25 protein-coding genes are annotated in these 26,046 nt (G+C 75.0%); 17 read left to right on the top strand and 8 right to left on the bottom strand.

The genetic code is table 11. The features are described from left to right. Positions 1–115: 115 nt before the first annotated feature. Positions 116–2,512 carry a RecQ family ATP-dependent DNA helicase gene (locus O145_RS01115; protein WP_052374455.1) on the bottom strand — a complete coding sequence of 799 codons (2,397 nt, stop codon included), beginning with the start codon at positions 2,510–2,512 and terminating at the stop codon, positions 116–118. Between the two features lie 193 nt (positions 2,513–2,705). Further along, complete coding sequence (gene lexA, locus O145_RS01110) at positions 2,706–3,458, bottom strand: transcriptional repressor LexA (RefSeq protein WP_043558417.1); 753 nt, start codon at positions 3,456–3,458, stop codon at positions 2,706–2,708. A gap of 363 nt (positions 3,459–3,821) precedes the next feature. On the opposite strand from lexA, the gene O145_RS18835 reads away from it, so the two are divergent. Together O145_RS18835 and nrdR are read left to right on the top strand one after the other, a co-directional pair. Then, the gene (locus O145_RS18835; RefSeq protein WP_052374453.1) at positions 3,822–4,394 is read left to right on the top strand and encodes a LysM peptidoglycan-binding domain-containing protein; all 573 of its coding nucleotides are present in this window, start codon (positions 3,822–3,824) and stop codon (positions 4,392–4,394) included. 87 nt (positions 4,395–4,481) lie between these two features. Then, complete coding sequence (gene nrdR / locus O145_RS01100) at positions 4,482–4,937, top strand: transcriptional regulator NrdR (RefSeq protein WP_043558414.1); 456 nt, start codon at positions 4,482–4,484, stop codon at positions 4,935–4,937. On the opposite strand, the gene O145_RS01095 is transcribed toward nrdR, so the two are convergent. The 3 genes from O145_RS01095 to O145_RS01085 are packed head-to-tail and all read right to left on the bottom strand — an operon-like array spanning position 4,907 to position 7,213. Next, positions 4,907–5,248, bottom strand: coding sequence for a hypothetical protein (locus O145_RS01095; RefSeq protein ID WP_043558411.1), 342 nt, complete (start codon positions 5,246–5,248; stop codon positions 4,907–4,909). The genes nrdR and O145_RS01095 overlap by 31 nt on opposite strands. 34 nt (positions 5,249–5,282) lie before the next feature. Next, a complete protein-coding gene (locus tag O145_RS01090; RefSeq protein ID WP_043558409.1) occupies positions 5,283–6,422 on the bottom strand; it encodes a glycosyltransferase family 4 protein in 1,140 nt (379 codons plus the stop codon). Positions 6,423–6,472: 50 nt separating this feature from the next. After that, positions 6,473–7,213, bottom strand: coding sequence for an IclR family transcriptional regulator (locus tag O145_RS01085; protein ID WP_043558406.1), 741 nt, complete (start codon positions 7,211–7,213; stop codon positions 6,473–6,475). Positions 7,214–7,373: 160 nt separating this feature from the next. Between O145_RS01085 and leuC the strand changes: the two genes are divergently transcribed. The 5 genes from leuC (at position 7,374) to O145_RS01060 (ending at position 13,012) form a co-directional block, all read left to right on the top strand. After that, positions 7,374–8,819: a 3-isopropylmalate dehydratase large subunit gene (gene leuC / locus O145_RS01080; RefSeq protein WP_043558404.1), complete on the top strand. Its 1,446-nt coding sequence runs from the start codon at positions 7,374–7,376 to the stop codon at positions 8,817–8,819. A gap of 31 nt (positions 8,820–8,850) precedes the next feature. Continuing rightward, positions 8,851–9,534, top strand: coding sequence for a 3-isopropylmalate dehydratase small subunit (gene leuD / locus O145_RS01075; protein WP_043558402.1), 684 nt, complete (start codon positions 8,851–8,853; stop codon positions 9,532–9,534). Positions 9,535–9,685: 151 nt separating this feature from the next. After that, on the top strand, positions 9,686–11,008 hold the full coding sequence (gene murA / locus O145_RS01070) for a UDP-N-acetylglucosamine 1-carboxyvinyltransferase (protein ID WP_043558400.1): 1,323 nt from the start codon (positions 9,686–9,688) through the stop codon (positions 11,006–11,008). Between the two features lie 103 nt (positions 11,009–11,111). Next, positions 11,112–11,957, top strand: coding sequence for a lysophospholipid acyltransferase family protein (locus O145_RS01065; RefSeq protein ID WP_043558397.1), 846 nt, complete (start codon positions 11,112–11,114; stop codon positions 11,955–11,957). After that, positions 11,954–13,012, top strand: coding sequence for an NAD(P)H-dependent glycerol-3-phosphate dehydrogenase (locus O145_RS01060; protein ID WP_043558395.1), 1,059 nt, complete (start codon positions 11,954–11,956; stop codon positions 13,010–13,012). Before O145_RS01065 ends, O145_RS01060 begins: the two co-directional genes overlap by 4 nt. Before the next feature lie 60 nt (positions 13,013–13,072). Here O145_RS01060 and O145_RS01055 read toward each other — a convergent pair whose 3' ends face one another. Beyond that, a complete protein-coding gene (locus tag O145_RS01055) occupies positions 13,073–13,807 on the bottom strand; it encodes an AMIN-like domain-containing (lipo)protein (RefSeq protein ID WP_043558392.1) in 735 nt (244 codons plus the stop codon). A gap of 93 nt (positions 13,808–13,900) precedes the next feature. Here O145_RS01055 and O145_RS01050 point away from each other — a divergent pair, with 93 nt between their 5' ends. Continuing rightward, complete coding sequence (locus O145_RS01050; RefSeq protein WP_043558390.1) at positions 13,901–15,073, top strand: D-alanine--D-alanine ligase family protein; 1,173 nt, start codon at positions 13,901–13,903, stop codon at positions 15,071–15,073. Further along, entirely contained in the window at positions 15,060–16,172 is a 1,113-nt protein-coding gene (locus O145_RS01045) for a thiamine-phosphate kinase (protein WP_043558387.1), read from the top strand. The genes O145_RS01050 and O145_RS01045 overlap by 14 nt, the downstream gene beginning before the upstream one ends. Before the next feature lie 49 nt (positions 16,173–16,221). Here O145_RS01045 and rpmB read toward each other — a convergent pair whose 3' ends face one another. Further along, positions 16,222–16,413: a 50S ribosomal protein L28 gene (rpmB, locus tag O145_RS01040; protein WP_043558383.1), complete on the bottom strand. Its 192-nt coding sequence runs from the start codon at positions 16,411–16,413 to the stop codon at positions 16,222–16,224. Positions 16,414–16,714: 301 nt separating this feature from the next. Between rpmB and O145_RS01035 the strand changes: the two genes are divergently transcribed. Together O145_RS01035 and O145_RS01030 are read left to right on the top strand one after the other, a co-directional pair. Next, entirely contained in the window at positions 16,715–18,556 is a 1,842-nt protein-coding gene (locus O145_RS01035) for a DAK2 domain-containing protein (protein ID WP_043558382.1), read from the top strand. Positions 18,557–18,564: 8 nt separating this feature from the next. Beyond that, positions 18,565–20,883: an ATP-dependent DNA helicase RecG gene (locus tag O145_RS01030; RefSeq protein WP_084682276.1), complete on the top strand. Its 2,319-nt coding sequence runs from the start codon at positions 18,565–18,567 to the stop codon at positions 20,881–20,883. A gap of 10 nt (positions 20,884–20,893) precedes the next feature. Here the strand turns inward: O145_RS01030 and rsmD are convergent, their stop codons facing one another. Then, positions 20,894–21,469 carry a 16S rRNA (guanine(966)-N(2))-methyltransferase RsmD gene (rsmD, locus tag O145_RS01025; protein WP_084682275.1) on the bottom strand — a complete coding sequence of 192 codons (576 nt, stop codon included), beginning with the start codon at positions 21,467–21,469 and terminating at the stop codon, positions 20,894–20,896. A gap of 99 nt (positions 21,470–21,568) precedes the next feature. Between rsmD and coaD the strand changes: the two genes are divergently transcribed. The 6 genes from coaD to O145_RS00995 all read left to right on the top strand — a co-directional run bounded on the left by coaD (position 21,569) and on the right by O145_RS00995 (position 26,036). After that, positions 21,569–22,090 carry a pantetheine-phosphate adenylyltransferase gene (gene coaD / locus O145_RS01020; protein WP_229118269.1) on the top strand — a complete coding sequence of 174 codons (522 nt, stop codon included), beginning with the start codon at positions 21,569–21,571 and terminating at the stop codon, positions 22,088–22,090. Beyond that, positions 22,087–22,638 carry an ATP synthase subunit B family protein gene (locus O145_RS01015; protein WP_043558380.1) on the top strand — a complete coding sequence of 184 codons (552 nt, stop codon included), beginning with the start codon at positions 22,087–22,089 and terminating at the stop codon, positions 22,636–22,638. Before coaD ends, O145_RS01015 begins: the two co-directional genes overlap by 4 nt. 183 nt (positions 22,639–22,821) lie before the next feature. Next, positions 22,822–23,406: a YceD family protein gene (locus O145_RS01010; protein WP_043558377.1), complete on the top strand. Its 585-nt coding sequence runs from the start codon at positions 22,822–22,824 to the stop codon at positions 23,404–23,406. Continuing rightward, positions 23,406–24,251 (top strand): ribonuclease III, encoded by an 846-nt coding sequence (gene rnc / locus O145_RS01005; protein ID WP_052374451.1) that lies wholly within the window; start codon positions 23,406–23,408, stop codon positions 24,249–24,251. The genes O145_RS01010 and rnc overlap by 1 nt, the downstream gene beginning before the upstream one ends. Positions 24,252–24,257: 6 nt before the next feature. Continuing rightward, positions 24,258–25,286: a bifunctional DNA-formamidopyrimidine glycosylase/DNA-(apurinic or apyrimidinic site) lyase gene (gene mutM / locus O145_RS01000; protein WP_043558375.1), complete on the top strand. Its 1,029-nt coding sequence runs from the start codon at positions 24,258–24,260 to the stop codon at positions 25,284–25,286. Between the two features lie 96 nt (positions 25,287–25,382). Beyond that, positions 25,383–26,036 (top strand): response regulator, encoded by a 654-nt coding sequence (locus tag O145_RS00995; protein ID WP_043558371.1) that lies wholly within the window; start codon positions 25,383–25,385, stop codon positions 26,034–26,036. The last annotated feature ends 10 nt before the right edge of the window (positions 26,037–26,046 follow it).

Below are 26,046 nucleotides of genomic sequence, written 5' to 3'. Positions count from 1 at the left end.
AAAGGTGCGTTGACGTTGGGATGGCTCGGTTGACGCGCGGGACGCAGGCTGCGCTGCCCGTCTGCACCCTCCCGGCACCGGCCATCGCACGGGTCCGGCGGGGTCGGACAGGGTCTCAGCGCTGAGCCAGCACGAAGGGGTGGACCGAGGCGGCGCCCGCGCACAGCAGCAGGCGGGCCGCGACCGTGAGCGTCCAGCCCGAGCCGGTCCAGTCGTCGACCAGGATCACCCGCGCCCCGGTAAGCCGGGTCCGGGCGTCGTCGGACCACTCCTCCAGGGTCAAGGAGCGCGCCACCTCGGCGAGCCGGTAGGCGCCGCCGACGTCGTGGCGGCCCGGCTCGCCGCGCACCCCGACGACTCCCAGGGGCCTGGCGCCCAGGTGGCGGGCCAGCGCCCGGCCCAGCTGGCGCACCAGCCGGGGCCGGCGCCGCGAGTCGACGATGACGACGCCCAGCGGCGCGTCCTCCCCCTGCGGCGGCGCGGCGGCTGGGCCGGTCTCGTCCCCGGCGCCTGTCGGAGGGGCCCCGATGAGGGCCGCCAGGCGGTCGGCGACCTGGAGCACCGGGGCCCGCAGCGCGCGGGGGACCTCGGCGTCGGAGCCCGGCTCGATCAGCTCGCGCAGCGCCCCGGCCACCCCCAGGCCGTCCAGCCTCCCGACGGCCATGCCCGCCCCGGCGCGCTCGGGCTCCTTGATCCGGCCGCGCAGGCCGGGCAGCCCCAGCCGGTCCATGCCGGCGGGCCACTGCCTGCGCGGCGTCAGGGCGACCCCCACCCGGGCCAGCGAGGCCCGGGCCGCCTCCACCTCCCGGGCCTGCGCGTCCTGGGCCAGGGCCAGCCCGCCGCACAGGTCGCAGGCCCCGCAGCGCCAGTGCGCGGGCATGACCGGGTCGTCCAGGGCGGCGCGCAGGAAGGCCATGCGGCACTCGGGCGCCTCCAGCGCCTCATAGCGCAGCATCGCCTCCCGCTCGCGGACGCGGGCGGCCTCCACGCGCGCGTACCGCTCGGCGTCGTAGGTCCAGGGACGTCCGGTGGACTGCCAGCCGCCGCGCACGCGCCGCGCCGCGCCGTCGACGTCCAGGACCTTGAGCATGGACTCCAGGCGGGTGCGGCGCAGGCTCGTGGCGGTCTCCAGCACGTTCGTGCTCAGCGGCCCCTCGCCCGCTCCGGCCGCCTCGTCCAGGGCGGCCAGGACCTCGCGGACGGCGGACTCGGGCGGGAACCCCTGGGAGCCGAACCAGTCCCAGATGGAGCGGTCCTCGGCGCCCGGCAGGAGCACCACCTCGGCGCGATCGACCCCCCGGCCGGCGCGCCCGACCTGCTGGTAGTAGGACACCGGCGAGCTCGGCGCCCCCATGTGGATGACGAAGGCCAGGTCGGGCTTGTCGAAGCCCATGCCCAGGGCGGAGGTGGCCACGAGCGCCTTGACCCGGTTCGCCTTGAGATCCTCCTCAAGCCGCTCGCGCTCGGCCGCGTCGGTCTGGCCGGTGTAGGTGGCGGCCTCCAGGCCCGCCTCGCGCAGACGCTCGGCGACCTCGCCGGCCGCCGAGACCGTCAGGCAGTAGACGATCCCCGAGCCGGGGGCGCCGCGCAGGTAGGCGGTCAGCCAGGCCAGGCGCGAGGCCGCGTCGGGCAGGCGGCGCACGCCCAGGTGGAGGGAGGCCCGCTCCAGGGTCCCCCTCAGGACGAGGACCTGCTCGGCCCGCGACCCCGGCTCCCCGCCGGCGAGCTGCTCGGCGACGTCGGCGGTGACGCGGGCGTTGGCGGTCGCCGTGGTGGCCAGGACCGGCGTGCGCGCCGGCAGGCCCGCCAGCAGGGTGCGGATGCGCCGGTAGTCGGGGCGGAAGTCGTGGCCCCAGTCCGAGATGCAGTGCGCCTCGTCGATGACGACCAGGCCTGCGTCGGCGGCCAGGTGGGGGAGGACCTCGTCGCGGAAGACCGGGTTGTTGAGGCGCTCGGGGGACACCAGCAGGACGTCGACGGCGCCGGAGCGCACCCGGGCCTCGATGTCCGGCCACTGCGCGACGTTGGCGGAGTTCATGGTGACGGCGCTGATGCCGGCGCGGCGGGCGGCCGCGACCTGGTCACGCATGAGGGCCAGCAGCGGGGAGATGATGACCGTCGCGCCGGACGCCGCGCCCTCGCCGCCCGCCGGGGCGGGCGAGCCGGGCCCGGAGGAGGTGGGCCGCGGGGCGCCCCAGCCGGTGCGCAGCAGGACCGTGGCCACGAAGTAGACGGCCGACTTGCCCCAGCCGGTGCGCTGGACCACCAGGGCCCGACGGCGGTCGACCACCAGGGCGCGGATGGCGCGCCACTGGTCCTCCCGCAGGCGGGCGTCCTCGCGCCCGACGAGCTCGCGCAGGACCGCCTCGGCGCGCTCGCGGACGGCGGATTCGGCGGCGCCGGGGGAGCGGGCGGCCGGGTCGTCGGTGTCGGGGGAGCGGGCGGCCGGGTCGTCGGTGTCGGGGGAGCGGGCGGCCGGGTCGTCGGTGTCGGGAGCGGAGGACTGGCTCATGCGGCCACGCTAGATGAGTGACTCCGGGGCTGGGCGGTGCGGCGCGGTGGGGAGCCGCCTTTTTCCGGTCGGTGTCGGCCTCCCGGGGCCTCGGAGAGACCCGAGGGCTGGTGGAGGCCCGGCGGCGGGCCCCGCCGGGCTCCCTTGAACCGATCTCGACGAGAAAGGGGCCGCAGGTCCCGGAGCCGCCCGTCTAGAGGGAGCGCAGCACCGTCACGACCTTGCCCATGATCGCAGCCTGGTCTCCCGGGATCGGCGTGTAGTCGGGGTTGCGGGGCAGCAGCCACTGGTGGCCGTCCTTGCGGGAGAGGACCTTGACCGTGGCGGTGGCGCCGTCGACGTCGTCGAGCATGGCTGCGACGATGTCCCCGTTCGAGGCGTCCGCCTGGGCTCGCACCACGACCCAGTCGCCGTCGCATATGGCGGCCTCGATCATGGAGTCGCCGTGGACCTCGAGCATGAAGAGCTCGCCGTCGCCGGTCAGGCGCCGGGGCAGCGCCACGACGTCCTCGATGCTCTGCTCGGCGAGGATGGGGCGGCCCGCCGCGATCCGGCCGACGAGGGGCACGGCGACGGCCTCGTCCTCGGCCACGCCCGGAAGAGGCGGCGGCGGGGGCGGCTCGCCGGGTTCTGCGCGCTGTGCGGGGGCGGGGGTCCTCGGCTCGTCGTCGCGATGGTCGGGCATGATGATCTCGAGGGCGCGCGGTCGGTTCGGGTCGCGCCGCACCAGGCCGAGGCGCTCGAGCTTGTCGAGCTGGTGCTTGACCGACGACGGGCTGGTCAGACCGACCGTGGCGCCGATCTCCCGCATGGAGGGCGGGTAGCCGTGCGCGCTGACGGCCTCCCGGACGGCCTCGTAGACGGCGCGGGCGCGTGTGTCGAGGGCTGCGAGGGCCGCGTCCACGGGGGCCGGAGCGGCCGTGGCTGTGGGGCTGGGGGCTTTCATGGCCGGGCGGTCCTTCCTCGGCCCCGTCCCGGGCGCTGTCCGCGGCGGCCGGGACGGGGCCGGTGCGGACAGCGCGCTCGGTGAGGGGGTCGAATTCGTGTCGGTGGCCTGTGGTGGTCTTGACGCATCCAGTTTACGGTGGAATCACCGTAAGTTCAAACATGTGTTCGAAATGTCCTGGACACGGCTCCCGTTCCCCGCTATCGTATCGAACAGATGTTCGTCGAACATGTGTTCCAGGAGGTCCTTGTGAGTGCCCGTACGCTTCTCCCTTCCCTCGGCCCGAGTGGCGTCTCGGCCCTCCCCACGCGGCGGGCGGTGCGCGGGAAGGCGGCTGCCGGCTCCCGTCCTCACCTTCGCCTGGTGGTTGGCGGCGGTGCCGATGGCCCTGCGTCCGACGGCTCCCGGGCGGAGGCGGCCATCGAGCCCCCCGCGGAGCTGACCCGTCGCCCCGCCGTCCCGCGGGCCGGGCGCACCCGGCGCGAGCGGGCCGGACGGCCGGCGGGCGCCGCAGGAGCGCGCCCGGCGGACCTGGCGCCGAGGCACCCGGCCGTGCGCGCCTCTCGCCGACGCGAGCTCGAGGCGCGGCGGCGGGAGGTCGAGCGTGCCGAGGCCCCGCCCCGGCGCGCCGGCGGGCCGGCGGGCTCGCTGCCGGTCGGGCTGCGCCGCCTGGCAGTGGCGAGCGCCGTGGCGCTCGTGCTCGCTCTTCTCGTCTCCCTGGGGATCGTGGTCTCCGGACTCGCGGACGCCGGGCTCGCGGGCGCCCCCGGCCGGACGACGACGGCGACCGTGCGGGCCGGGCAGTCCCTGTGGGATATCGCGGCGGCCACGGGCACGGGCGACATCGGGGGGACCGTGGCCCGGATCGTCGAGCTCAATGCCCTGGAGTCCTCCGTGCTCGAGCCCGGTCAGGTTCTCGTGGTCCCAGCCGGGTGAGCTCGACGCCGATGCCGGTTGCGGCGGCCCGGCCTGTGCGTTTAGTCTCGTTTGCACGCCAGTGGTGACCAGCCGGAGGAGGTCGGCGTGCACTGTCCCTTCTGCCGACACGACGGCTCGCGCGTGGTGGACTCCCGCACCGCTGAGGACGGGATGTCGATCCGCCGTCGGCGCGAGTGCACCCGGTGCGGGCGCCGCTTCACCACGGTGGAGACCGCCAGCCTGTCGGTGCGCAAGCGCTCGGGCGCCGTCGAGCCCTTCTCGCGCGCCAAGGTGATCGGGGGGGTGCGCCGCGCCTGCCAGGGGCGGCCCGTGTCCGACGACGACCTGGCGCTGCTGGCCTACAAGGTCGAGGAGACGATCCGGGGCACCGGCCAGGCGATCGTGGACTCCCACGAGGTCGGCCTGGCGATCCTGGGGCCGCTCCGCGAGCTCGACGAGGTCGCCTACCTGCGCTTCGCCTCGGTGTACTCCTCCTTCGACTCCGTGGAGGACTTCGAGGCCGCCATCGCTCAGCTGCGCGCCTCCCGCCACGACGACTGAACCCCGGCTGGCGCCGGGTCCGTACCGGGCTCTTCGGCGCCGGACGGCCCCTGTCGGTCCGGAGGTCCCGCGGCGACGTCGGCGTGGGCAAGCAGATGATAACGATGCCGGTGGTGCGTCCGGAGTCCCAGCCGGAGGTAGCGGGCGATGGCGCCGTCGCTGTCGTCGCCGTCCTCGACCTCCAGCGCCACCCGCCGCGCCAGGGCCGCGTCCGGGCGCAGGGGGGACGGCAGGGCGAGCTCGAGCCGCACGACGGGGCTCGTGGCGGCGCCGGCTGGCAGGCCGGGGTCGGCCGGCTCCCGCCGGGCCATTCCTGCTTCCCGGATCGACGGCATCGTCCCGCCCCTACCGCGCGTCGATCGCGTCGATCAGCCCGGCCACCAGGGAGGGCCAGGTCCACCTCTCCTCCATGAGCGCCCGCCCCGCCGCCCCCATCCGGGCCCGCAGCGCCGGGTCCGCCAGCTGGGCGACCAGGGCGGCGACCAGGGCGTCCCGGTCGCGGCCGTCGACGACGTCGCCGGTCGCCCCCTCGACCACCGTCTCGGGCGCGCCGCCGCTGGTGCCGGCGATGACGGGCAGCCCCGTCGCGGAGGCCTCGAGGAAGACGATACCCAGCCCCTCGACGTCGAGACCGCCGCCGCGCGTGCGGCACGGCATGGCGAAGACGTCGCCCATCGCGACGTGACCTGGCAGCTCGGCGGCGGGCACCTCGCCGGTCAGGACGATCGACTCGCGCACCGGCGAGGCGCGGCGCAGCTCGGCCAGCCGCCTGGCGTAGGAGCCCCAGCCGACAATGACCAGCCGGGCCCCGGGGATCCGCGCGACCACGCGGGGCCAGGCCTCGATGAGCGAGTCCTGGCCCTTGCGGGCCACGAGCCGCGAGACGCACACGACGGTCGGGGCCCCGCCCAGGCCGTAGCGGGCGCGCAGGGCGGCGCGGGCGGCGGCGTCGGGGCGGAAGCGCTCGACGTCGATGCCGCTGGGGAGCCGGAGCACCCGCTGACCGGCCGGCATGTGGGGGCGGAGCCCGCTCAGCGTGTAGTCCGAGATGCAGGTGACGACGTCGGCGCCGCGGAAGATCCTGCGCAGCGCCTGCCGGCCCCCCGGGAGCATGCCCCACCCGACCTCGTGGCCGTGGGTGGTCGCGATAATGCGCGTGGCTCCGGCCCTCCTGGCCGCCGGGCCGAGCAGGCCCAGCGGCGCGGCGGCACCGAACCAGACGGTCTCGATGCCGCGGGCGCGGATCAGGTGCTGCATCCGTGCGCGCGCCCCCGGCGTGGGCAGCAGCACGCGGGCGGGGGCCCGCACGACCTCGAAGTCGCAGGCGGAGTCGAACCCGTCCGCCGCCTGCGGGCCCTCGGGCGGCGTCGAGGCCAGGACCACGAGGTCCCGGGCGGGCAGGCGCCGGGTGTAGTCGTCGAGGTAGGACTGAATACCTCCCACGACGGGGGGGAAGTCGTTGGTGACGAGCAGGGTGCGGCGCATGCCGGGAGTCTATTGCGCGTTCCCGCGCCCGGGCGCACGGCGCCGGCGGGTCAGCCCTCGTCGTTGTTGCGCAGCACCTCGGACAGGCGGCGCGCGGCGGCCATGACGACCCCGCCGTGGACGCGGCCGGGCTGACGGCCCATCCGCTCGATCGGCCCGGAGATCGACACGGCGGCGATCACCTTTCCGCTGGAGCCGCGCACGGGGGCCGACACGCTGGCGACGCCGGGCTCCCGCTCGCCCACGGACTGGGCCCAGCCCCGCCGCCGGACGGCCGAGAGCATGGTGGCGTTGAAGCGGGCGCCCATCAGGCCCCGGTGCAGGCGGTCGGGCTCCTCCCAGGCCAGGAGCACCTGGGCGGCCGATCCCCCCTGCATGGACATGGTGGCGCCCACGGGGATGGAGTCGCGCAGGCCGATGGGGCGCTCGGCGTTGGCCACGCAGATGCGCACGTCGCCCTGGCGGCGGTAGAGCTGGGAGGACTCGTGGGTCTTGTCGCGCAGCGCCGCCAGCACGGGGCCCGCCGCCGCCAGGAGATGGTCCTCCCCGGCGGCCGAGGCGAGCTCGCTCAGACGCGGACCGAGGATGAAGCGGCCCTGGGAGTCGCGGGAGACGAGGCGGTGGTACTCCAGCGCCACGGCGATGCGGTGGGCGGTGGGCCGTGCCAGGTGGGTGGAGGTGACGAGCTGCGCCAGGGTGGCGGGCCCCGCCTCCAGCGCACTCATGACGAGAGCGGCCTTGTCTATGACTCCAACGCCGCTGCTGCTCTCACTGTCGCTTAACGCGTCCATAATCTGATATTGCCATTCCGAGGGATGAGACTTCAAGTATGCTGCCGCATAGAAGTGGCGCCGTGTCAGAATCCTCACGCCGACGGCGCCCGGCGCCGCCGCGGGCGGCGCCCCTGACAGCCCCGAGGGAACCTCTTCTTCACGGAAAGGATGTGCAGCGATGGGAATGACCCTCGCCCAGAAGGTCTGGCGCGACCACGTCGTCTCGCAGGGCGTGGACGGAGCCCCCGACCTGCTCTACATCGACCTCCACCTCATTCACGAGGTCACCAGCCCCCAGGCATTCGAGGGGCTGCGCCTGGCCGGGCGGCAGGTGCGCCGCCCCGACCTGACCCTGGCCACCGAGGACCACAACACCCCCACGCTCGACATCGACCTGCCGATCGCCGACGCCACCTCCCGCACCCAGATCGAGACGCTGCGCGCCAACTGCGCCGAGTTCGGCGTGCGCCTGCACCCCCTGGGCGACGCCGACCAGGGCATCGTCCACGCCGTCGGCCCCCAGCTGGGCCTGACCCAGCCGGGCATGACGGTGGTGTGCGGGGACTCCCACACATCCACCCACGGCGCCTTCGGGGCGCTGGCCTTCGGGATCGGCACCAGCCAGGTCGAGCACGTCCTGGCAACCCAGACCCTGCCCATCGCCCCATTCAAGACCATGAGCGTGACCGTCGACGGCGACCTGCCGGCCGGCAGCGGCGCCAAGGACATCATTCTGGCCATAATCGCCAGGATCGGCACCAACGGCGCCCAGGGCCACGTCATCGAGTACCGCGGCCGCGCCATCGAGCAGCTCTCGATGGAGGCCCGCATGACGGTCTGCAACATGAGCATCGAGGCCGGCGCCCGGGCCGGCATGATCGCACCCGACCAGACCACCTTCGACTATCTCGCCGGCCGTCCCCACGCCCCCGTCGGCGAGGACTGGGACGCTGCCGTGGAGTACTGGGGAGGCCTGCGCACCGACGACGACGCCGTCTTCGACACCGAGGTCGTCCTGGCGGCCGCCGACATCGAGCCCTTCGTCACGTGGGGCACCAACCCCGGCCAGGGCCTGCCCATCTCGGCGACCGTCCCCGACCCCGAGTCCATCGCGGACGAGACCCGGCGCCGCGCCGCCCGGCGCGCCCTGGAGTACATGAGCCTGACTCCGGGCATGCCGCTGCGCGACATCAGGGTCGATACCGTCTTCCTCGGCAGCTGCACCAACGGGCGCATCGAGGACCTGCGCGCCGCCGCCGAGGTCGTGCGCGGGCGGACCAAAGCGCCGGGCGTGCGCATGCTCGTCGTCCCCGCCTCCGCCCGCATCCGCATCCAGGCGGAGGCCGAGGGCCTGGACCGGGTCTTCAAGGACTTCGGCGCCGAGTGGCGCAACGCCGGCTGCTCCATGTGCCTGGGCATGAACCCCGACCAGCTCGCCCCCGGCGAGCGCTCGGCCTCCACATCGAACCGCAACTTCGAGGGCCGTCAGGGCAAGGGCGGACGTACCCACCTGGTCTCGCCCGTCGTCGCGGCCGCTACCGCCGTGCGCGGCACGCTGTCGACCCCCGCTGACCTTCCGCCCCGCTCCACCCCGGTGGGGCTGCCCGCGTCCACCGCGGCCTGAGCCGGATCAGCCGGACTTAAGGAGACCCACGATGGAGAAGTTCATCCGCCACACCGGCATCGGCGCCCCCCTGCGCCGCAGCGCCGTGGACACCGACCAGATCATCCCCGCCGTCTACCTCAAGCGCATCACCCGCACCGGCTTCGAGGACGCGCTCTTCGCGGCGTGGAGGGCGAACGAGGCCGACTTCATCCTCAACCGGAAGGCCTACAGGCGCGCCAGCATCCTGGTGGCCGGCTCCGACTTCGGCACCGGGTCCTCGCGCGAGCACGCCGTGTGGGCGCTGAAGGACTACGGCTTCAAGGTGGTGCTGGCCCCGCGCTTCGCGGACATCTTCCGGGGCAACGCGGGTAAGCAGGGCCTGGTCGCCGGCGTCATCAGCCAGGACGACGCCGAGCAGCTGTGGAAGATCCTGGAGGCCGAGCCCGGCACCGAGATCACGGTGGACCTTCGTGAGCGCACCGTCGTCGCCGGCGGCTTCCGCACCACCTTCCAGATCGACGACTACGTGCGCTGGACCCTCATGGAGGGCCTGGACGACATCTCGCTGACCCTCCAGCACGAGGACGAGATCGTCGCCTACGAGCGGGCGCGCCCGGCCTTCAAGCCGGCCACGCTGCCGGCCCGCCACCTGCCCGAGGAGGAGGTCGTGCCCGCGCGCGCCGCCGACATGCCCGCCGTCGTCGGGCTGCCGGGCGCGCGCGCCGAGGGCTGAGGCGCATGCCACGGGCTGTTCGCCGATGGCGCGCTCACAGGCGTCCGCGGCGCCTCCCGTCTCGCCTATGCTGAAACGGCTCTGCGCTCACCGGGCGCGCTCGTAGGAATACGCGGTGCCCGCGACCACTTCATCATTTCGGAGGTACTTGATGGTCGACGGATTGCTCCAGGTCCGGGGCGGACGCCCGCTCAACGGCGAGATCACGGTGCGCGGGGCGAAGAACCTCGTGCCCAAGGCGATGGTCGCCGCCCTGCTGGGCGCGACGCCGTCCGTCCTGCGCAACGTCCCGCTCATCCGCGACGTCGACGTCGTCTCGGGGCTGCTGTCCCTTCACGGCGTGTCCATCGACTACGACCAGACCGAGGGCGTCCTGCGGCTGGACTCCTCACGCGTCGAGACCGCCCACATGGCCGACATCGACGCCCACGCCGGCAGCTCGCGCATCCCCATCCTGTTCTGCGGCCCGCTCCTGCACCGGCTGGGGGAGGCCTTCATCCCCGACCTGGGCGGCTGCCGCATCGGGGACCGGCCGATCGACTTCCACCTGGAGATCCTGCGCCAGTACGGGGCGGTCGTCGACAAGCTCGAGGGCGGCATCCGCATCACCGCCCCCGACGGCCTGCGCGGCACCGTCATCGACCTGCCCTACCCCTCCGTCGGCGCGACCGAGCAGACGCTGCTGACCGCGGTGCGCGCCGAGGGGCTGACCGAGCTGCGCGGCGCCGCCGTCGAGCCCGAGATCCTCGACCTGGTCGACGTCCTGCAGAAGATGGGCGCCATCATCTCGGTCGACACCGACCGCACCATCCACGTCGAGGGCACGGGCGAGCTCTCCGGGTACAACCACGCCGCCCTGCCGGACCGCATTGAGGCGGCCTCCTGGGCGTCGGCCGCCCTGGCCACCCGCGGGGACATCTTCGTGCGCGGCGCCCGCCAGAGCGACATGACGACCTTCCTCAACACCTTCCGCAAGGTCGGCGGCGCCTTCGACGTGCGCGACGACGGCATCCGCTTCTACCACTCCGGCGGGGACCTGAGAAGCATCGTGGTGGAGACCAACGTCCACCCCGGCTTCATGACCGACTGGCAGCAGCCCCTGGTGGTGGCCCTCACCCAGGCGCAGGGCCTGTCCATCGTCCACGAGACCGTCTACGAGAACCGCTTCGGCTTCACCGGCGCCCTGCGCAAGATGGGCGCCACCATCCAGGTCTACCGCGAGTGCCTGGGCGGTACCGCGTGCCGCTTCGGCCAGCGCAACTTCAACCACTCGGCCGTCGTCTCGGGCCCCTCCCCGCTGCACGGCGCCGACATCGTCGTGCCCGACCTGCGCGGCGGCTTCTCCCACCTCATCGCCGCCCTGGCGGCCGAGGGCACCAGCCGGGTCGAGGGCATCAATCTCATCGATCGCGGCTACGAGCACTTCATGAGCAAGCTCTCCGCCCTCGACGCCGACGTCACCCGCCTGGCCTGAGGCGCCACAGGTCTGAGACGCGTCTGGCTCCATGCGCCCGTCCGCAGTCGTGCGCCGAGGCGCGGGCACCGGCTAGAGTCGCATCGTGCCCACGACCCGACGCATGACCCCCTTCTACCGGTTCGCCTCCCGGGGGGCGATCATCCCGTTCCTCAGGCTGGTCTCCCGCCAGCACGTCAGCGGTACGGAGAATATCCCCCGCGAGGGGGGCTTCGTCGCGGTGTGCAACCACCTGTCTGACCTGGACTCCCTGACGGCCATGCGGTGCCTGGTCGATGAGGACGTGCCCGTGTACTCGCTGGCCAAGTCCACGATCTTCGAGGCGCCGATCATCGGGCACGTCTTCAAGGCCGGCGGCCAGATCCCCGTCTACCGGGGCACGAAGGAGGCCGGCAGCTCCCTCATCGAGGCGGAGAGGCGGCTGCTCGCCGGGGACGTCATTATGATCTTCCCCGAGGGCACGCTCTCGCGCGACCCGCTCCTGTGGCCCATGACCGGCAAGACCGGGGCGGCGCGCCTGGCCATGCGCACCGGCGCGCCCGTGCTGCCCATGGGGCAGTGGGGGGCGCAGGACATCCTGGACTCCTTCGGCGGCGGCTTCCACCCCTTCCCGCGCAAGGACGTGCGGGTCCTCATCGGCGAGACCTTCACCCTGGAGTCCTTCGGCTCGGACACCGAGGACCGCGCGGCGGTGCGCGCCGCGACGGCGGAGATCATGCGCCGCATCACCGTCCTGGTCGAGGAGCTGCGCGGGGAGAAGGCCCCGCGCCCCTACGACGTGCACTACGACGGCGATCCCGGCAGGAAGCGCCACGGGGTGCGCAGGCCCGACCCGGCGCCCGGCGCGCAGGCCGAGTCCGGCGACGACGGCGGGACCGGGCCGGGCGGGGCCGGCTCCGAGTCTCCCGGCGGCACCGGCACCCAGACCGGCACGGAGGCGCAGCCGTGAGCGACGCAGCCGTGCACAGGGCGGCCGTCGTCGGCGCGGGCGCCTGGGGCACCACCTTCGCCTGCCTGCTCGCCGAGGCAGGCACTCCCACGACGGTGTGGGCGCGCCGCGAGGAGGTCGCCGCCGAGATCAACGCGGGCACCAATGAGCGCTACGTCCCGGGCCGGCGCCTGCCCGAGGGGGTGTCGGCCACGAGCGACCTGGTCCGGGCCGTCCGGGGGGCGGGGCTCGTCGCCGCCGCCGTGCCCTCCCAGAGCGCCCGCGACGTGCTGTCCCCGCTGCACGGCGGGCTGGAGGACGGCGCCGTGACGGTCTCGCTGATGAAGGGGGTCGAGGTCGGCACGGGGCTGCGCATGAGCCAGGTGCTCGCCGAGGCCCTCGACCTGCCCGCCGAGCGGGTCGCGGTCATCTCGGGGCCCAACCTCGCCGACGAGATCGCGGCGCGCCAGCCCACCGCCACCGTGGTCGCCGCCGTCGACGAGCACGTCGCCTCACGCGTGGCCGCGCTGTGCGCCACCAGCACCTTCAGGCCGTACACGAACACCGACGTGCTCGGCGTCGAGCTGTGCGGCGCGGTCAAGAACGTCATCGCCCTGGCCGTCGGGGCCGCGGCCGGGTGCGGCTTCGGCGACAACTCCAAGGCGACTATCATCACCCGCGGCCTGGTGGAGATCACCCGCCTGGGCCTGGCCCTGGGGGCCAGGCCGGAGACCTTCTCGGGGCTGGCGGGCATGGGGGACCTGGTGGCGACCTGCTCCAGCCCCCTGTCGCGCAACCAGACCTTCGGCCGGCGCCTGGGCGAGGGCATGAGCGTGGCCCAGGCGGGACGGGCCTCGCGCGGCGTGGCCGAGGGCGCGAAGTCGGCCCGCGCCGTCCTCGACCTGGCGGCCTCCCACGGCGTCGAGATGCCGATCACCGCGGGCGTGGTCGCCGTCGTCGAGGGCAGGGCCACCGTCACCGAGGTCAATGACGCGCTGCTGGCGCGGCCCCGCAAGGCCGAGGGCGTCTACGCCGCCCCCGCTGCCGACGCGGGCGGGCCGGGCCACGCGGGTTAGCCCCGTGAGGACCGCCGTGTCCCGCTGCGCGCGGTGAGCGCCCGCGGCCGGGAGGACCGATCAGCCGTCGTCGTCATGGCTGTCGTCCCCCTGGTCGTCGTGGCCCTGGTCGTCATCGGCCACGTCGATGACCAGACGCGTGGGGTTGGACAGGGTGAAGACCCGGTAGGTCTGGGAGTCGGTGCCCAGGGCGACCTGGAACTCGCCCTCGAAGCCCGGGTCGACGAAGGCCTCCTCAATGCCCTCGTCGTTGTCCCCCTTGTCCAGGTCGAGGCGCTGCTGGCTAGTGGTCCGCTGCCCCGAGGGCGGCACCGCGGCCAGGCCGGTGCCGTGGACGACGAGCGTGTGGTCCCCCTCGAGGGCGACCGGGTCGCCCTTGCCCATGGTGCTGACGTCGGTGTCCCACTGCGGGGCCTTCCAGCCCGGCGTCCCCTCACCGTCGAGCTCCAGGACGATGCGGCTGTAGTCGTCGTGGGACCCCACGCGCACCTCGGCGACGGTGAGCGTGCTGCCCTCGGACGCCTCCTGTCCGTCGCTGCCGGTGCCCCAGGCCGGGGCGCCGGAGGCGTCCTGCTCCTCCTCGCTCAGGGGCCCGGGGCCGGCGGTCTGGGAGGGGGAGGGCCGGCCGGTGTCGGTGCTGTCCGCAGCGGGAGCGGCGGACGCTGAGGCGTCGCCCGCGGGGGCACCCCCCTCATCCGTCGGGTCCGAGGTCGGAGCCCCTCTGCTGCAGGCGCTCAGCGTCAGGGCCCCGCCGAGGAGCACGGTGGCGAGCAGTGCGGGTGAGCGGTGTTTCATGGTGTCTCCTGATGTCGGGCGGTGCGAAGGTCCGGGTGCCGAGATCCGAGTGCGTTTCCAGGATATGAGGTCGGGCGCGGTAGCGTGGGACCCATGGCAGATGACTTGCAGGAGCCCGCTTCCTCCCCCGCATCCCGCCCCACTGGCCGCAAGCCGCGTGTCGCCGTCGTCTTCGGAGGGCGCAGCGGCGAGCACACCATCTCGTGCGCCACCGCCGCCGGGGTGCTGTCGGCCATCGACCGCGACCGCTACGAGGTCCTGCCCATCGGCATCACGCCGAGCGGCCAGTGGGTGCTCGTCGACGACGACCCCGCCGCCCTGGCCCTGGACGACTCCCGCCCGCCGGTGGAGATCACCGCCGAGGGGCTGGGGCGCGGCGAGCTCGCCGTACGGCCCGGGAGCGGGGCGCTGACCGCCCTGACGCCCGCCGGGCCGAGCGCCCTGGGCGGCGTCGACGTCGTCCTGCCCCTGCTGCACGGCCCCTACGGGGAGGACGGCACCATCCAGGGGATGCTGGAGATGCTGGGCGTCCGCTACGCGGGATGCGGCGTGCTGGCCAGCGCCGCGGGCATGGACAAGCAGGTGACCAAGGTGCTGCTGAGCGCCGCCGGGATCGCCACCGCCCCGCACGTGGTCGTCGAGCCCCACCGGTGGAACCGGGACCGCGCCGCCGTCCTGCGGGCCTGCGAGGCGCTGGACTACCCGCTGTTCGTCAAGCCGGCGCGGGCCGGGTCCTCGCTGGGCATCACCAGGGTCGAGCGGCGGGCGGACCTGCCCGCCGCCATCGAGGCCGCCCGCGAGGTGGATCCCAAGGTGCTCGTGGAGACCGGGATCGTCGGGCGCGAGATCGAGGTCGCGGTCCTGGGCGGCCACGGCGACGACGCCCCGCGCGTGGCCGAGCCCGGCGAGATCGTCATGGACGCCGCCCACGGGGCCGGCGAGTTCTACGACTACCAGACCAAGTACCTGGCCCACGACGCCGTCCAGATGGTCTGCCCCGCCCGCCTGACCCCCGCCGAGCGCGAGCTGGTCATGACCACCGCCGCCGGGGCCTTCCTGGCCATCGGGGCCGAGGGCCTGACCCGGGTCGACTTCTTCGTCACCGACGACGGGCGCGCCATCGTCAACGAGGTCAACACCATGCCCGGCTTCACCCCCTTCTCCATGTACCCCTACATGTGGAGGGTCTCCGGCATGGACTACCCGGCGCTCGTCGGCGAGCTCATTGAGCTGGCCCTGGAGCGGCCGGCCGATGTCAACCGCTGAGGGCGCCGCCCCGCTCGCCGTCGCGGACCTGACGGAGGACGGGCTCCTGGCCGCCCTCACGCCCCTGCTGCCGCGCGGGCGACGCGAGCTGGTCGGCGCCGGCGACGACTGCGCCGTCCTGGCGGCCCCGGACGCCCGCTACTGCGTGAGCACGGACCTGCTGGTCGAGGGCCGTCACTTCTCCACCGGCTGGTCGGGCCCGCAGGAGATCGGGGCGCGCGCCGCGGCCCAGAACCTCGCCGACGTCGCGGCGATGGGGGCCCGCCCGGTTGCGCTGGTCGTCGGCCTCGTCCTGCCGCCGGCGACGCCGCTGGCCTGGGTCCAGGACCTGGCGCGCGGAATGGCGCGGGTCTGCGAGCGGGCCGGGGCCGGCATCGTCGGCGGCGACCTGAGCGCGGGGGAGAGCCTCGTGGTCGCCGTCACCGTCCACGGCGACCTGGGGGGCCGCGCGCCCGTCCTGCGCTCGGGCGCCCGCCCGGGCGACCTGCTCGTCCACGTCGGGACGCTCGGCCGCAGCGCCGCCGGGCTCGCCCTGCTCTCCGCCGGCATTGACGACCCCGACCGGGCCGGCACGCGCTCGGGCGCCCCGCCCTGGAGCGGCCTCGCGGAGGGGACGCGCGCTGCGGCGCGCCGGGCGCTGTCCGTCTTCCGCGTCCCCGCCCCGCCGCTGGCGGCCGGCCCCGCCCTGGCCGGTGCCGGCGCGACCGCGATGATGGACGTCTCCGACGGCCTGCTGCGCGACGCCGGGCGCGTGGCCGCGGCCTCCCGGGTGCGGATCGACGTCGGGGACCCTGCGGGCGCCCGTGACGGCGCCGGTGAGGACCTGGCCGCCCTGGAGCCCGTGGCGCGCCTGCTGGAGGACTCGCCCGCCGGCGCCCGCGCGCTGGCGCGCCGGTGGGTGCTGACCGGGGGAGAGGACCACGGCCTGCTGGCCGCCGTCCCGGCCGGGGCCGGGCTCCCGGCGGGCGGCCGCGTCATCGGGCGGGTGCTCGAGCCGGGAGACGGCCCGCGCGTCACGCTCGACGGCAGGGCGCCCGACGTCGGGGCCGGGTGGGACCACTTCCGCGGCCGGGGCGCGGTCGACGGCGCCGCTGACTGACCCGGTCCCGGACCGATCCCGAGCCGGAGCACGGCCGATCTCGGCGGCCTCAGATGTTGCGCGTCACCCTGCCGGCCTTGAGGCAGGAGGTGCACACGTTGAGGCGCTTGGGGGCGCCCTTCACGAGCGCGCGCACGCGCTGGATGTTCGGGTTCCACCGGCGGTTGGTCCGCACGTGGGAGTGCGAGACGCTCTTGCCGAAGATGGGCCCCTTGCCGCAGACGTCGCACACAGCAGCCACGGTCTCACTCCTGAATCTTCTTGCTTGAACGCCGGGCGAGGGCCCGGTGCTGGATCGACCGCCCGAGAGCTCGCGCTCGGGCAACCAGGAAACCTTATCGGACGGCGGGCGCGCGTCCCAAGCGGGCAGTGCGTGGGGTGAGGCACACGCCCCGCCCTCTCGCGGTGCATCCGGCGCGCTCCCAGGACGCGCGCAGTGGCGCGGACCGGTAGCCTGGGAGCATAACAGGGTCAGCGTGCCGCCCGGTCGGGCGGTCGGATCGCCCACCAGCAGCCAAGGAGAGCGCGGCGTGACACGGCAGATGAGCAGCCAGTCGCCCAAGCCGCTCCCCGCGCACGCTCTGACCGCCCCCGCACTGCGGGACTGGCTGCACCTGGCCCGCAGAACGGGGGAGGTCACGCGCGGGCTCGTCGACTCCTTCAACGTCTTCCCGGTCCCGGACTCCGACACCGGCACCAACGTCCTGCTCACCGTGCGCGCCGCCTGCGACGCCATGCGCCTCCTGCCGGCCGGCGCCGATCTCGTCCAGGTCTCCCGGGCGGCGGCCGACGGCGCGGTGCGCGGCGCGCGCGGGAACTCCGGTCTCCTGATCTCCCAGGCCCTGGCCGCGCTCGCCGACGTCTGCGCTGAGGCACCCGACCCCGCGGCCCTGCGGCCGGTCGAGGTCGTCCGCGTCTACGAGCGCATCGCTGACACCACCTGGGCCGCCGTGTCGCGCCCGGTGACGGGCACCCTGCTGACGGTTGCCCAGGACGCCGCCGCGGCCGCGCGCGCCGCCCTGGAGGAGTCCCGCCCCGCCTCGCCCGCGAGCGTCCCGGCGATCTGCGCGGCCGCCGCCTTCGGCGCCCAGGAGAGCGTCGTGGAGACCGCCGGGCTCGGTCACGGCCCCGTCGATGCCGGGGGCGCGGCCCTCATGCTCATGCTCACCTGCCTGTCGGACACGGTCGCGGCCGGGGGACGGGCCACGGTGGGCGACGGGACGGGGGATGTCCCGACGCCCTGCACCGAGGTCGCCCACCAGATGCTCGTCGACCTCCTCACCGGCGCCGCGCACGGGGTCGCCGGTCCGGGCGGAGCCGCGCAGGCGGCCTCGACCGGAGAGTTCGAGGTCATGTACCTGTTCGAGGCGACCACCGCCCAGGCGTGCGCCCTGCGCCGCGACCTCGAGCGCGTCGGGGACTCCGTGGGCGTCGTCGGCACCCCCGACGCCCTGGGTGTGGGCCTGTACCAGGTCCACGTCCACACCGACACCCCCCGTGCGGCGCTGCCGCGCGCCGGCCGGGCGCGTCAGGTGTGCGTCCACCACCTCCACCCCACGGCCCTGGCGGTGGCCACCGGCTGGGAGGCCGATGAGCCTCCCCTGCCCGGCGGCCAGATCGAGGACTCCCACGTCGTGTCCTTCGAGCGCCTGGCGGCCCGTCGGGCGCGGAACCGGGCCGCCCAGCGCGACCGCTCCATGCGTCAGCACCCTTCGCGGCTCGGCTCCCCCACGCCGGCCGGCGAGCGCACGGGCGTCATCACCTGCACCCGCGCCCCGGGGCTCATTGAGCAGCTCGCCCGCACCGGCGCCGTCGTCGTCCTGGACCCCGAGCGCGACGGAATCGTCCGCGCGGCCGTCGACCTCGGCCGGGACCGGGCGGTTGTGCTGCCCTGCGATGCCGAGTGCGCCGCCCACGCCCACGAGGCGGCGCGCTTCCTGGCGGCCCGATCGGCTGCCTCCCATGTGCGCGGCGCCGTCGAGGACGCCTTGGAGCCCGGCGACGGCGTTCGCCTCCTCGTGTGCGACACGGATGACGAGGCCCGCGTCCTGGCGGCGGCCGTCGCCGTCGCCGGGCGTGACGAGGACCTCACCGCCCTGGCCATGAGGGCCGGCCGCGCCGCCGTCGAGCTGCGCACCCTGGCGCTCAGCGGCCCGGACGCCGAGGCCGATGCGGTCACAGCCGCCCTGAACGCCGCGCTGCGTCCCGACGACGAGCTGGTCACCGTGATCCTCGGCCGCGACGCCGTGCCCGACGCTGGCGCCCTGGCGGCCGAGGCCGTCGCCCGCTACGGCGAGCGGGCCCTGGGGGACCCCGACGCCATCGAGGTCGTCATCCACGCCGGCGGCCAGGTGCGCCCCGACGTCCTGTTGGCCCTGGAGTAGGGGCGCGCATGACCACCTCACCCACGCCCGCCCGCGCGGCGGTGCCCCTGCTGGACCGCCCCCTGGACGGGCTGGTGGGCAGGCGGACCGCGGACCAGCTCGCCAAGCAGGGGGCCCGGACGGCCGGGGACCTGCTGCGGCTCCTGCCGCGCCGCTACGACACCTGGGGCGAGTTGACTGATCTGCGCACCCTGACCGACGGCGAGCAGGCGACCGTCCAGGTCCAGGTCGTGCGCTCCTCGGTCCGCCGCACCCGCAGCGCCCGCCCCCCCGCCATGATGGAGGCCACCGTCACCGACGGGACCACCGCCATGCCCGTCGTCATGTTCGGCACCATCGGCCTGATGAAGCAGCGCGCGAACCAGCTCTCGCCGGGCACCACGGCGCTGATGACGGGCAGGGTGGGGCGCCGCCGGGGGCGCCTGCAGCTGGCGAATCCGCGCTACCAGGTCCTCGACGACCTCAGCGAGGCCGAGCGCGAGGCGATCCTGGCCCGCCCCCTGCCCATCTACCCGGCCACCGAGGCCCTGCCGACCTGGCAGGTGGCCAAGGCCGTGAGCACGGTCCTGGACCAGGTCGGCGCCGCCGACGTCCCCGACCCGCTGCCCGCGGATGTGCGCCGGGCCCACCGCCTCATCGACGCCTTCACCGCCTACCGGTGGGTCCACGAGCCCCAGGACGACGAGCAGTGGCGGGTCGCGCGACGGCGGCTGCGCCACGAGGAGGCGCTCGTCCTCCAGACCGCCCTGGCCCAGCGGCGCGCCCGCCACCGGGCCACGCGCACCGCCGTGGCCTGGCCGGCCCCCGGACCCGACTCCCTGCGCGCCGACCTGGACGCCACCCTGCCTTACGAGCTCACCGCCGGGCAGGCGCGCGTGGGGGAGGACCTCGCCCGCGCCCTGGAGTCGACCGTGCCCATGCAGGTCCTCCTGCAGGGCGACGTGGGCAGCGGCAAGACTGTCGTCGCCCTGCGCGCCATGGCCCAGGTCGTCGGTGCCGGCGGGCAGGCCGCCCTGCTGGCCCCCACCGAGGTCCTGGCGGCCCAGCACCAGACCAGTCTCGAGGCGCTCCTGGGGCCTCTGGGACGGGCGGGCGAGCTCGGCGGCGCGCAGCGCGCCACCCGCGTCCTGCTGCTGACCGGATCCACCCCGGCCCCACGGCGCCGCGAGATCCTCGCCGCCCTGGCCTCCGGCGAGCCCGCCATCGTCGTGGGCACGCACGCCCTGCTGTCCGAGACCGTCCAGATCCCCTTCCTGGGGCTGGTGGTGGTCGACGAGCAGCACCGCTTCGGGGTCGCCCAGCGCGACGCCCTGCGCGGGCGCCGCGGCGTGACCGACCCCGCCACAGGGGCCGAGCGCACCCCGCACCTGCTGGTCATGACAGCCACCCCCATTCCGCGCACGATCGCCATGACGATCTTCGGCGACCTCGACACGGCGGTCCTCGACGGGCTCCCGGCCGGCCGGCGCCCCGTGGCCACCCACCTGGTGCCCTGGGAGCGGCGGCTGTGGGTGGAGGGGATCTGGAGGCGGGCGGCCCGCGAGGTCGCCGCCGGGGGGCGGGTCTACGTCGTCTGCCCGCGCATCGACGCCGACGAGCAGGCCGGGGCGGCCGAGCAGGCGCACGACGACCCGGACCGCCCCGAGGGCTTCGACGACGGTCTTCTGGAGGGCCCCGGCTCCCGGGAGCCGGGCCGTGGGGCGTCGGCGCGCCCGCCGGCCGCGGTCGCCCAGTGGGCGCAGCGCCTGGCCGACGAGCCCGCGCTCGCGGGGATCGGCATCGGCACGCTGACCGGGCGGATGACCAGCGCCGAGAAGGGCGCCGCCATGGGGGCCTTCGCGAGCGGCGCGGCCCCGGTGCTCGTGGCCACCACCGTCATCGAGGTCGGGGTGGACGTGCCCGAGGCGACCATGATGGTCATCCTCGACGCCGACCGCTTCGGGCTCTCCCAGCTCCACCAGCTGCGCGGGCGCGTGGGCCGTGGGGGCCGGCCGTCGGTGTGCGTGGCGACCACCGGGGTCGAGATCGGCTCGGCCGCCTACCACCGGCTCAAGGCCTTCGGCGACATCACCGACGGCTTCGCCCTGGCCGAGGCGGACCTGGCGCTGCGCAGCGAGGGCAACGTGCTGGGGGCGGCCCAGTCCGGGCGGCGCTCCGACCTCGACCTGCTGCGGGTGACGCGGGACAGGAAGGTGATCGAGGATGCCCGCGGCGAGGCCGAGGCGATCGTCGACGCCGATCCCCGGCTGAGCAGGCACCGCGTCCTGGCGGCCGCCATCGCCGACCGCCTGGACGAGGAGTCCCAGGCCTTCCTGGAGCGGTCCTGATGAATGCGCCTCAGCCGCCCCGGGCGGCAGCGGGCTCGGCGAACCACAGGGCGGTCTCCCCGTATCGCCTGTGCGCGAAGCGCTCCAGGCCGGTGGGCCAGGCGGGCTCGGGAGAGCGGGTCGAGCGCTCCACCACCACGACGGCGCCGGGCGCCAGCCACGGATCGCCACCGCGGGCCAGGGGGGCGAGCATGGCCGCCAGTCCCTCCCGGCCCAGCCCGTAGGGCGGGTCGACGAGCACCAGATCCATCGGCGCCCCGGCCGCACCCGCCAGAAAGGCCGCCGCCGTGGCTGTCGCCACGCGCACGCCCGCCAGCCCCAGGGAGCGGGCATTGCGCCGGCAGACCGTCGTGGCGCTCCGCGAGGAGTCCACCAGGGTCACCTCCCCGGCGCCCCGGCTCGCCGCCTCCAGCCCCAGCGCCCCCGAGCCCGCGCACAGGTCCAGCACGCTGGCGCCCTCGACGAGCCCGTAGTGCTCCAGGCGGGAGAACAGGGCCTCCCGCACCCGCTCGGAGGTCGGGCGGGTGCCCGCGCCGGGCACCTCGATCCTGCGTCCGCCGGCCGTCCCGGCCACGATCCTGGTCACGTCCGGAGCCTACGGCAGGGCGGCGGCAGTACGTGGATCGGTGCCGTCGCCCGCGGCGCGCGTCCACCGCTGAGCCGGGCGTGCCGTTAGCCTCGGGGCATGTCACTGGCCGTCTATCCCGGAACCTTCGACCCCATCACCCTGGGGCACGTCGATGTCGTACGCCGCGCCCTGACCGTGTTCGACCGGATCGTCCTGGGAGTCGCCCAGAACGCCGCCAAGGCCTCCGGCCACCTGCTCGGTCCCGACACCCGCGTGGCGCTGGCCCGGCGGGCCCTTGCGGGCCTGCCCGGGGCGGAGGTCGACGTCGTGCCCGGGCTCCTGGCCGACTACTGCCGCGACCGCGGGGCCGACGCCATCGTCAAGGGGCTGCGCAATGGCACCGACCTGGACGCCGAGGCGCCCATGGCCCTGCTCAACCGCGATCTCGGCGCGCCCGAGACCGTTTTCCTCGCCGCCGCCCCCGCGCACGCCCACGTCTCGTCGTCTCTGGTCAAGGACGTGGCGCGTCATGGCGGCGATGTCTCCCGCCTGGTGCCCGACGGCGTCCCGGAAGCGCTTCGGGACGCCCTGCTGGTGCCGCAGTCCCTGAAATGCCTGACCGGAAGGAGCCACTCGTGACCACTAGCCCCGACGCCGGAGACGACCTGCTGCGCATTCTTGACGAGCTCGATCAGCTCATCACCGGTGCGCGCTCCGTCCCCATGAGCGGCTCCGCCATTGTCAACCGCGAGGACGCCCTCACGCTGATCGAGCGCGCCCGCCACGCCGTCCCCACCGCCGTGCGCCGCGCCGAGGAGATCGTCGCCGACGCGGACGAGGTCCTGGCCCAGGGGCAGGAGGAGTCCGAGCGGATCGTGCTGCGCGCCCAGGAGGAGGCCGAGCGCCTGGTTGCGGGCGAGAGCGTGGTGCGCATGGCCCACGAGCGCGCCGACGAGATCATCGCCGTCGCCGAGGACCGGGCCGCCGACCTGCGCCACGGCGCCGATGTCTACTCGGACCGCTCGCTGGCGGCCCTGGAGGACGAGCTCGTCAAGATCACCGAGCAGGTGCGCGCAGGACGTGACGTCCTGGCCGCCCGGCTCGGCGAGCTCGACGACGCCGAGCAGGAGGAGGCGCCGGGCGGTCGCCGTCGGCCCGGCTGGCCGCTGATCCCCGGCGGCCTGTGAGGGGCCGGCCCGAGCCGTGCAGAAGGCGTGCGGCGCCGTCGCGCCGGAAGATCACGATTCAAAGTGTGACCCGCGGCCGCGGGACGACGCAGGATCGTGCCGCCGGCGCCCGAGTACTCTGAGCCCCTGCGGGCCCGGGAGTCGCCCCGACCCGTCCACGTACCGGACAACCGGAGGAGCACCATGACCACCACGGCCGCCCTGGTCGTCGACATCGTCGATCTGCCGCGCCAGATCGGGTCTGTCAAGGACGTCCGTGTCGAGACGGCCGCGCCCGCGGACCTGGGCACCGACATCATCGGCGTGCCCGAGGGCAGCCCCATCGTCCTGGACGCGCAGCTGACCAGCATGGAGGACGGCGTGCTCGCCCGCGGTCGCGCCGGCGTCCACATCCACGGCAGGTGCGTGCGCTGCCTGCGGGACCTCGACGAGGACCGCGCCATCGTCTTCGACGAGCTCTACTACCTGCCCCCGGCCGCCCAGGCCCAGGCGGCCGAGGGCGACGAGGAGGCCGCCGACCTGTTCCTGGTCGGCGAGACCGACCTCGACCTGGAGCCGGCGCTGCGCGACGCCCTCGCGCTCGCCCTGCCCTTCCAGCCTCTGTGCCGGCAGGACTGCGCGGGCCTGTGCCCCCAGTGCGGGGAGAGGCTCGACGACCTGCCCCCCGACCACCATCACCACGACCAGCCCGATCCGCGCTGGTCGGCGCTGGCGGCGCTCCTGCCCGATCAGGGCGAGCCCGGCACGAGCGAGAGGGGGCGGGCCTGATGGCCCGTTCATCCCGCAGGGGCGGCAGGAGCTCCCGCCGTGTCGCCTCCCCGGCTCGCGCCGATGTCGAGGCCCTCGTCTACCGGTGGGGCTCGAGGATCGATCCGGACCTGCTCGACCTGTCGCTGACCCACCGCTCCTTCGCCCACGAGCACGGCGGGCTGCCCACCAACGAGCGCCTGGAGTTCCTGGGCGACTCCGTGCTGGGCATCGTGGTGACCGAGTACCTCTACCGCGCCCACCCGGACGTCCCCGAGGGCCAGCTCGCCAAGATGCGCGCCGCGACGGTCTCGGAGCCCGCGCTGGCGGCCGTGGCCCGGGACCTGGGCCTGGGGGAGTTCATCAAGCTGGGCAAGGGGGAGGCCCTGTCCGGCGGCCGCGACAAGGACTCGATCCTGGCCGACACGGTCGAGGCGCTCATCGGCGCCAGCTACCTCACTCAGGGCCTGGAGCCCACCCGCGCCGTGATCGAGCGCCTCGTGTCCCGCTTCCTCCGCCAGGCCCGCACGCGCGGCGCGGGCCTGGACTGGAAGACCAGCCTCCAGGAGCTGGCCGCGGCCCACGGCCTGGGCAATCCGCACTACGAGGTCGAGGGCGTGGGGCCCGACCACGAGCGCGTCTTCACCGCGCAGGCCATTATCGACGGCGAGGTGCTGGGCGAGGGCACCGGCACCTCCAAGAAGCTCGCCGAGCACGAGGCCGCGGAGGCCGCCTACGCCTCGATCCTGGCCAGCCGCGGCGACGGCGGGCTGGACCTGCCCGGCGTCAACGACGCCCTGCGCGCCGACATGGCGGAGATGGCTCTCCCGGCGACGACGCGGGCCGAGACGGCCGGCGGGGACTGAGCGGGCGTGCCCGAGCTTCCGGAGGTCGAGTCCGTGCGCGCCGGGCTCGCCCGCCACCTGACCGGCCGCACGATCGGCGACGTCGAGGTCCTCGACGCGCGCTCCGTGCGCCGGCAGGACGGTGGCCCTGAGGCCTTCGCGAGCCTGCTCACCGGGAGGACGGTGACCGCGGCCGTGCGCCGGGGCAAGTTCCTGTGGCTGGCGCTGGACGACGGCCGCGCGCTGTCCGCCCACCTCGGCATGAGCGGCCAGGTCCTCGTGCGCGGCACCGCCGCGGGGCGGCCTCCCGGCACCGGTCCCGCCCGCCGCCCGGGCGCAGCGGACACCCGCGGCGGCCGGCGCGCCGACCTGACGGCGCTGCGCGCCCCGAGCCTCGTGCGCGGGCTGTCCGCCCGGCCGCGCCACCTGCGCGTGCGCCTGCGCCTGGCGCCCGCCGACGGTGACGCCCCCGGCGGCGCCGCCGTCGACCTGGTCGACCAGCGCATGTTCGGCGGCCTGCGCGTGACCGATCTGGTGCCGACGCCCGACGGGGCGCCGGGCGGGGCGGGCAGCCCGGACGCCCTCCTGCCCGCCGACGCCGCCCACATCGCCCGCGACCTGCTCGACCCCGCGCTCGACCGGAGCGGTGTCGTGGCCCGGGTGCGCTCCTCGGGTCGCGCCGTCAAGACCATTCTGCTGGACCAGCGGGTCGTGTCGGGCATCGGCAACATCTACGCCGACGAGGGCCTGTGGGCCGCCCGCCTCCACGGCCTGCGGCCCGGCAGCCGGTTGGGCCCGCGCGTGGCCGCGCGCCTGCTGGAGCGGACCGCGGCCGTCATGGAGCGGGCGCTGGCCGCCGGGGGCACGAGCTTCGACGCCCTGTACGTCGACGCCGACGGCGCCGCCGGCTTCTTCGCCCGCGAGCTCGCGGCCTACGGGCGCGCCGGGCTGCCCTGCAGGCGGTGCGGGGCGGCCATGCGCGTGGAGAGCGTCGGCGGGCGCAGCCACACGTCCTGCCCGAGGTGCCAGACGCGCCCGCGGCGCCGACGCCGCTGAGGCCGCCGCGGCCCGGCGGCCCATGGGCCCGGCGGATTTTCCCAGGACGAGGCCGTGTTTGTGACGTAGGTCCCCGGCGCTGATAGGCTCGTTCCCATGCCGAGAGCCGTTGCCGCCGAGACCGTCCGCGTCATGATCGTGGACGATCACGAGATCGTCCGTCGTGGGATCGCCGAGATCATAGACCGTGCCGACGGCCTGGACGTCGTGGCCGAGGCGGGGTCCTGCGCCGAGGCCCTGCGCCGGGCCGAGCTCATGCGCCCCGACGTCGTGCTGGTCGACCTGCAGCTTCCCGACGGCACCGGCATCGAGCTCATGCGCGAGCTGCGCGACTCCGTCCCCGACGCCCTGCCCATCGTCCTGACCTCCTTCGACGACGACGAGGCCCTGGCCGAGGCCCTCGACGCGGGAGCCCGCGCCTACCTGCTCAAGACCGTCCACGGCGCCGAGATCAGCGACGTCGTGCGGGCCGTCGCCTCGGGGCGCGTGCTGCTCGACGAGCGCACGGTCACGCGCCGCCGCGCCGACCACGACGACCCGACGGCGGACCTGACCAACGCCGAGCGCAAGGTCCTCGACCTCATCGGCGACGGCCTGTCCAACCGGGAGATCGGCGAGAGGCTCGGCGTGGCGGAGAAGACCGTGAAGAACCACATCACCTCCCTGCTGGCCAAGATGGGCCTGCAGCGCCGCACCCAGGTGGCCGCCTGGGTCGCCGGCCAGCGAGCCTCGGGCTGGCGCCGCGGCTGACCGCGCTCCG

This window comes from Actinomyces israelii DSM 43320 (assembly GCF_000711965.1).
GTDB lineage: Bacteria > Actinomycetota > Actinomycetes > Actinomycetales > Actinomycetaceae > Actinomyces > Actinomyces israelii.
This window is presented reverse-complemented; position numbering and strand designations above follow the sequence as displayed.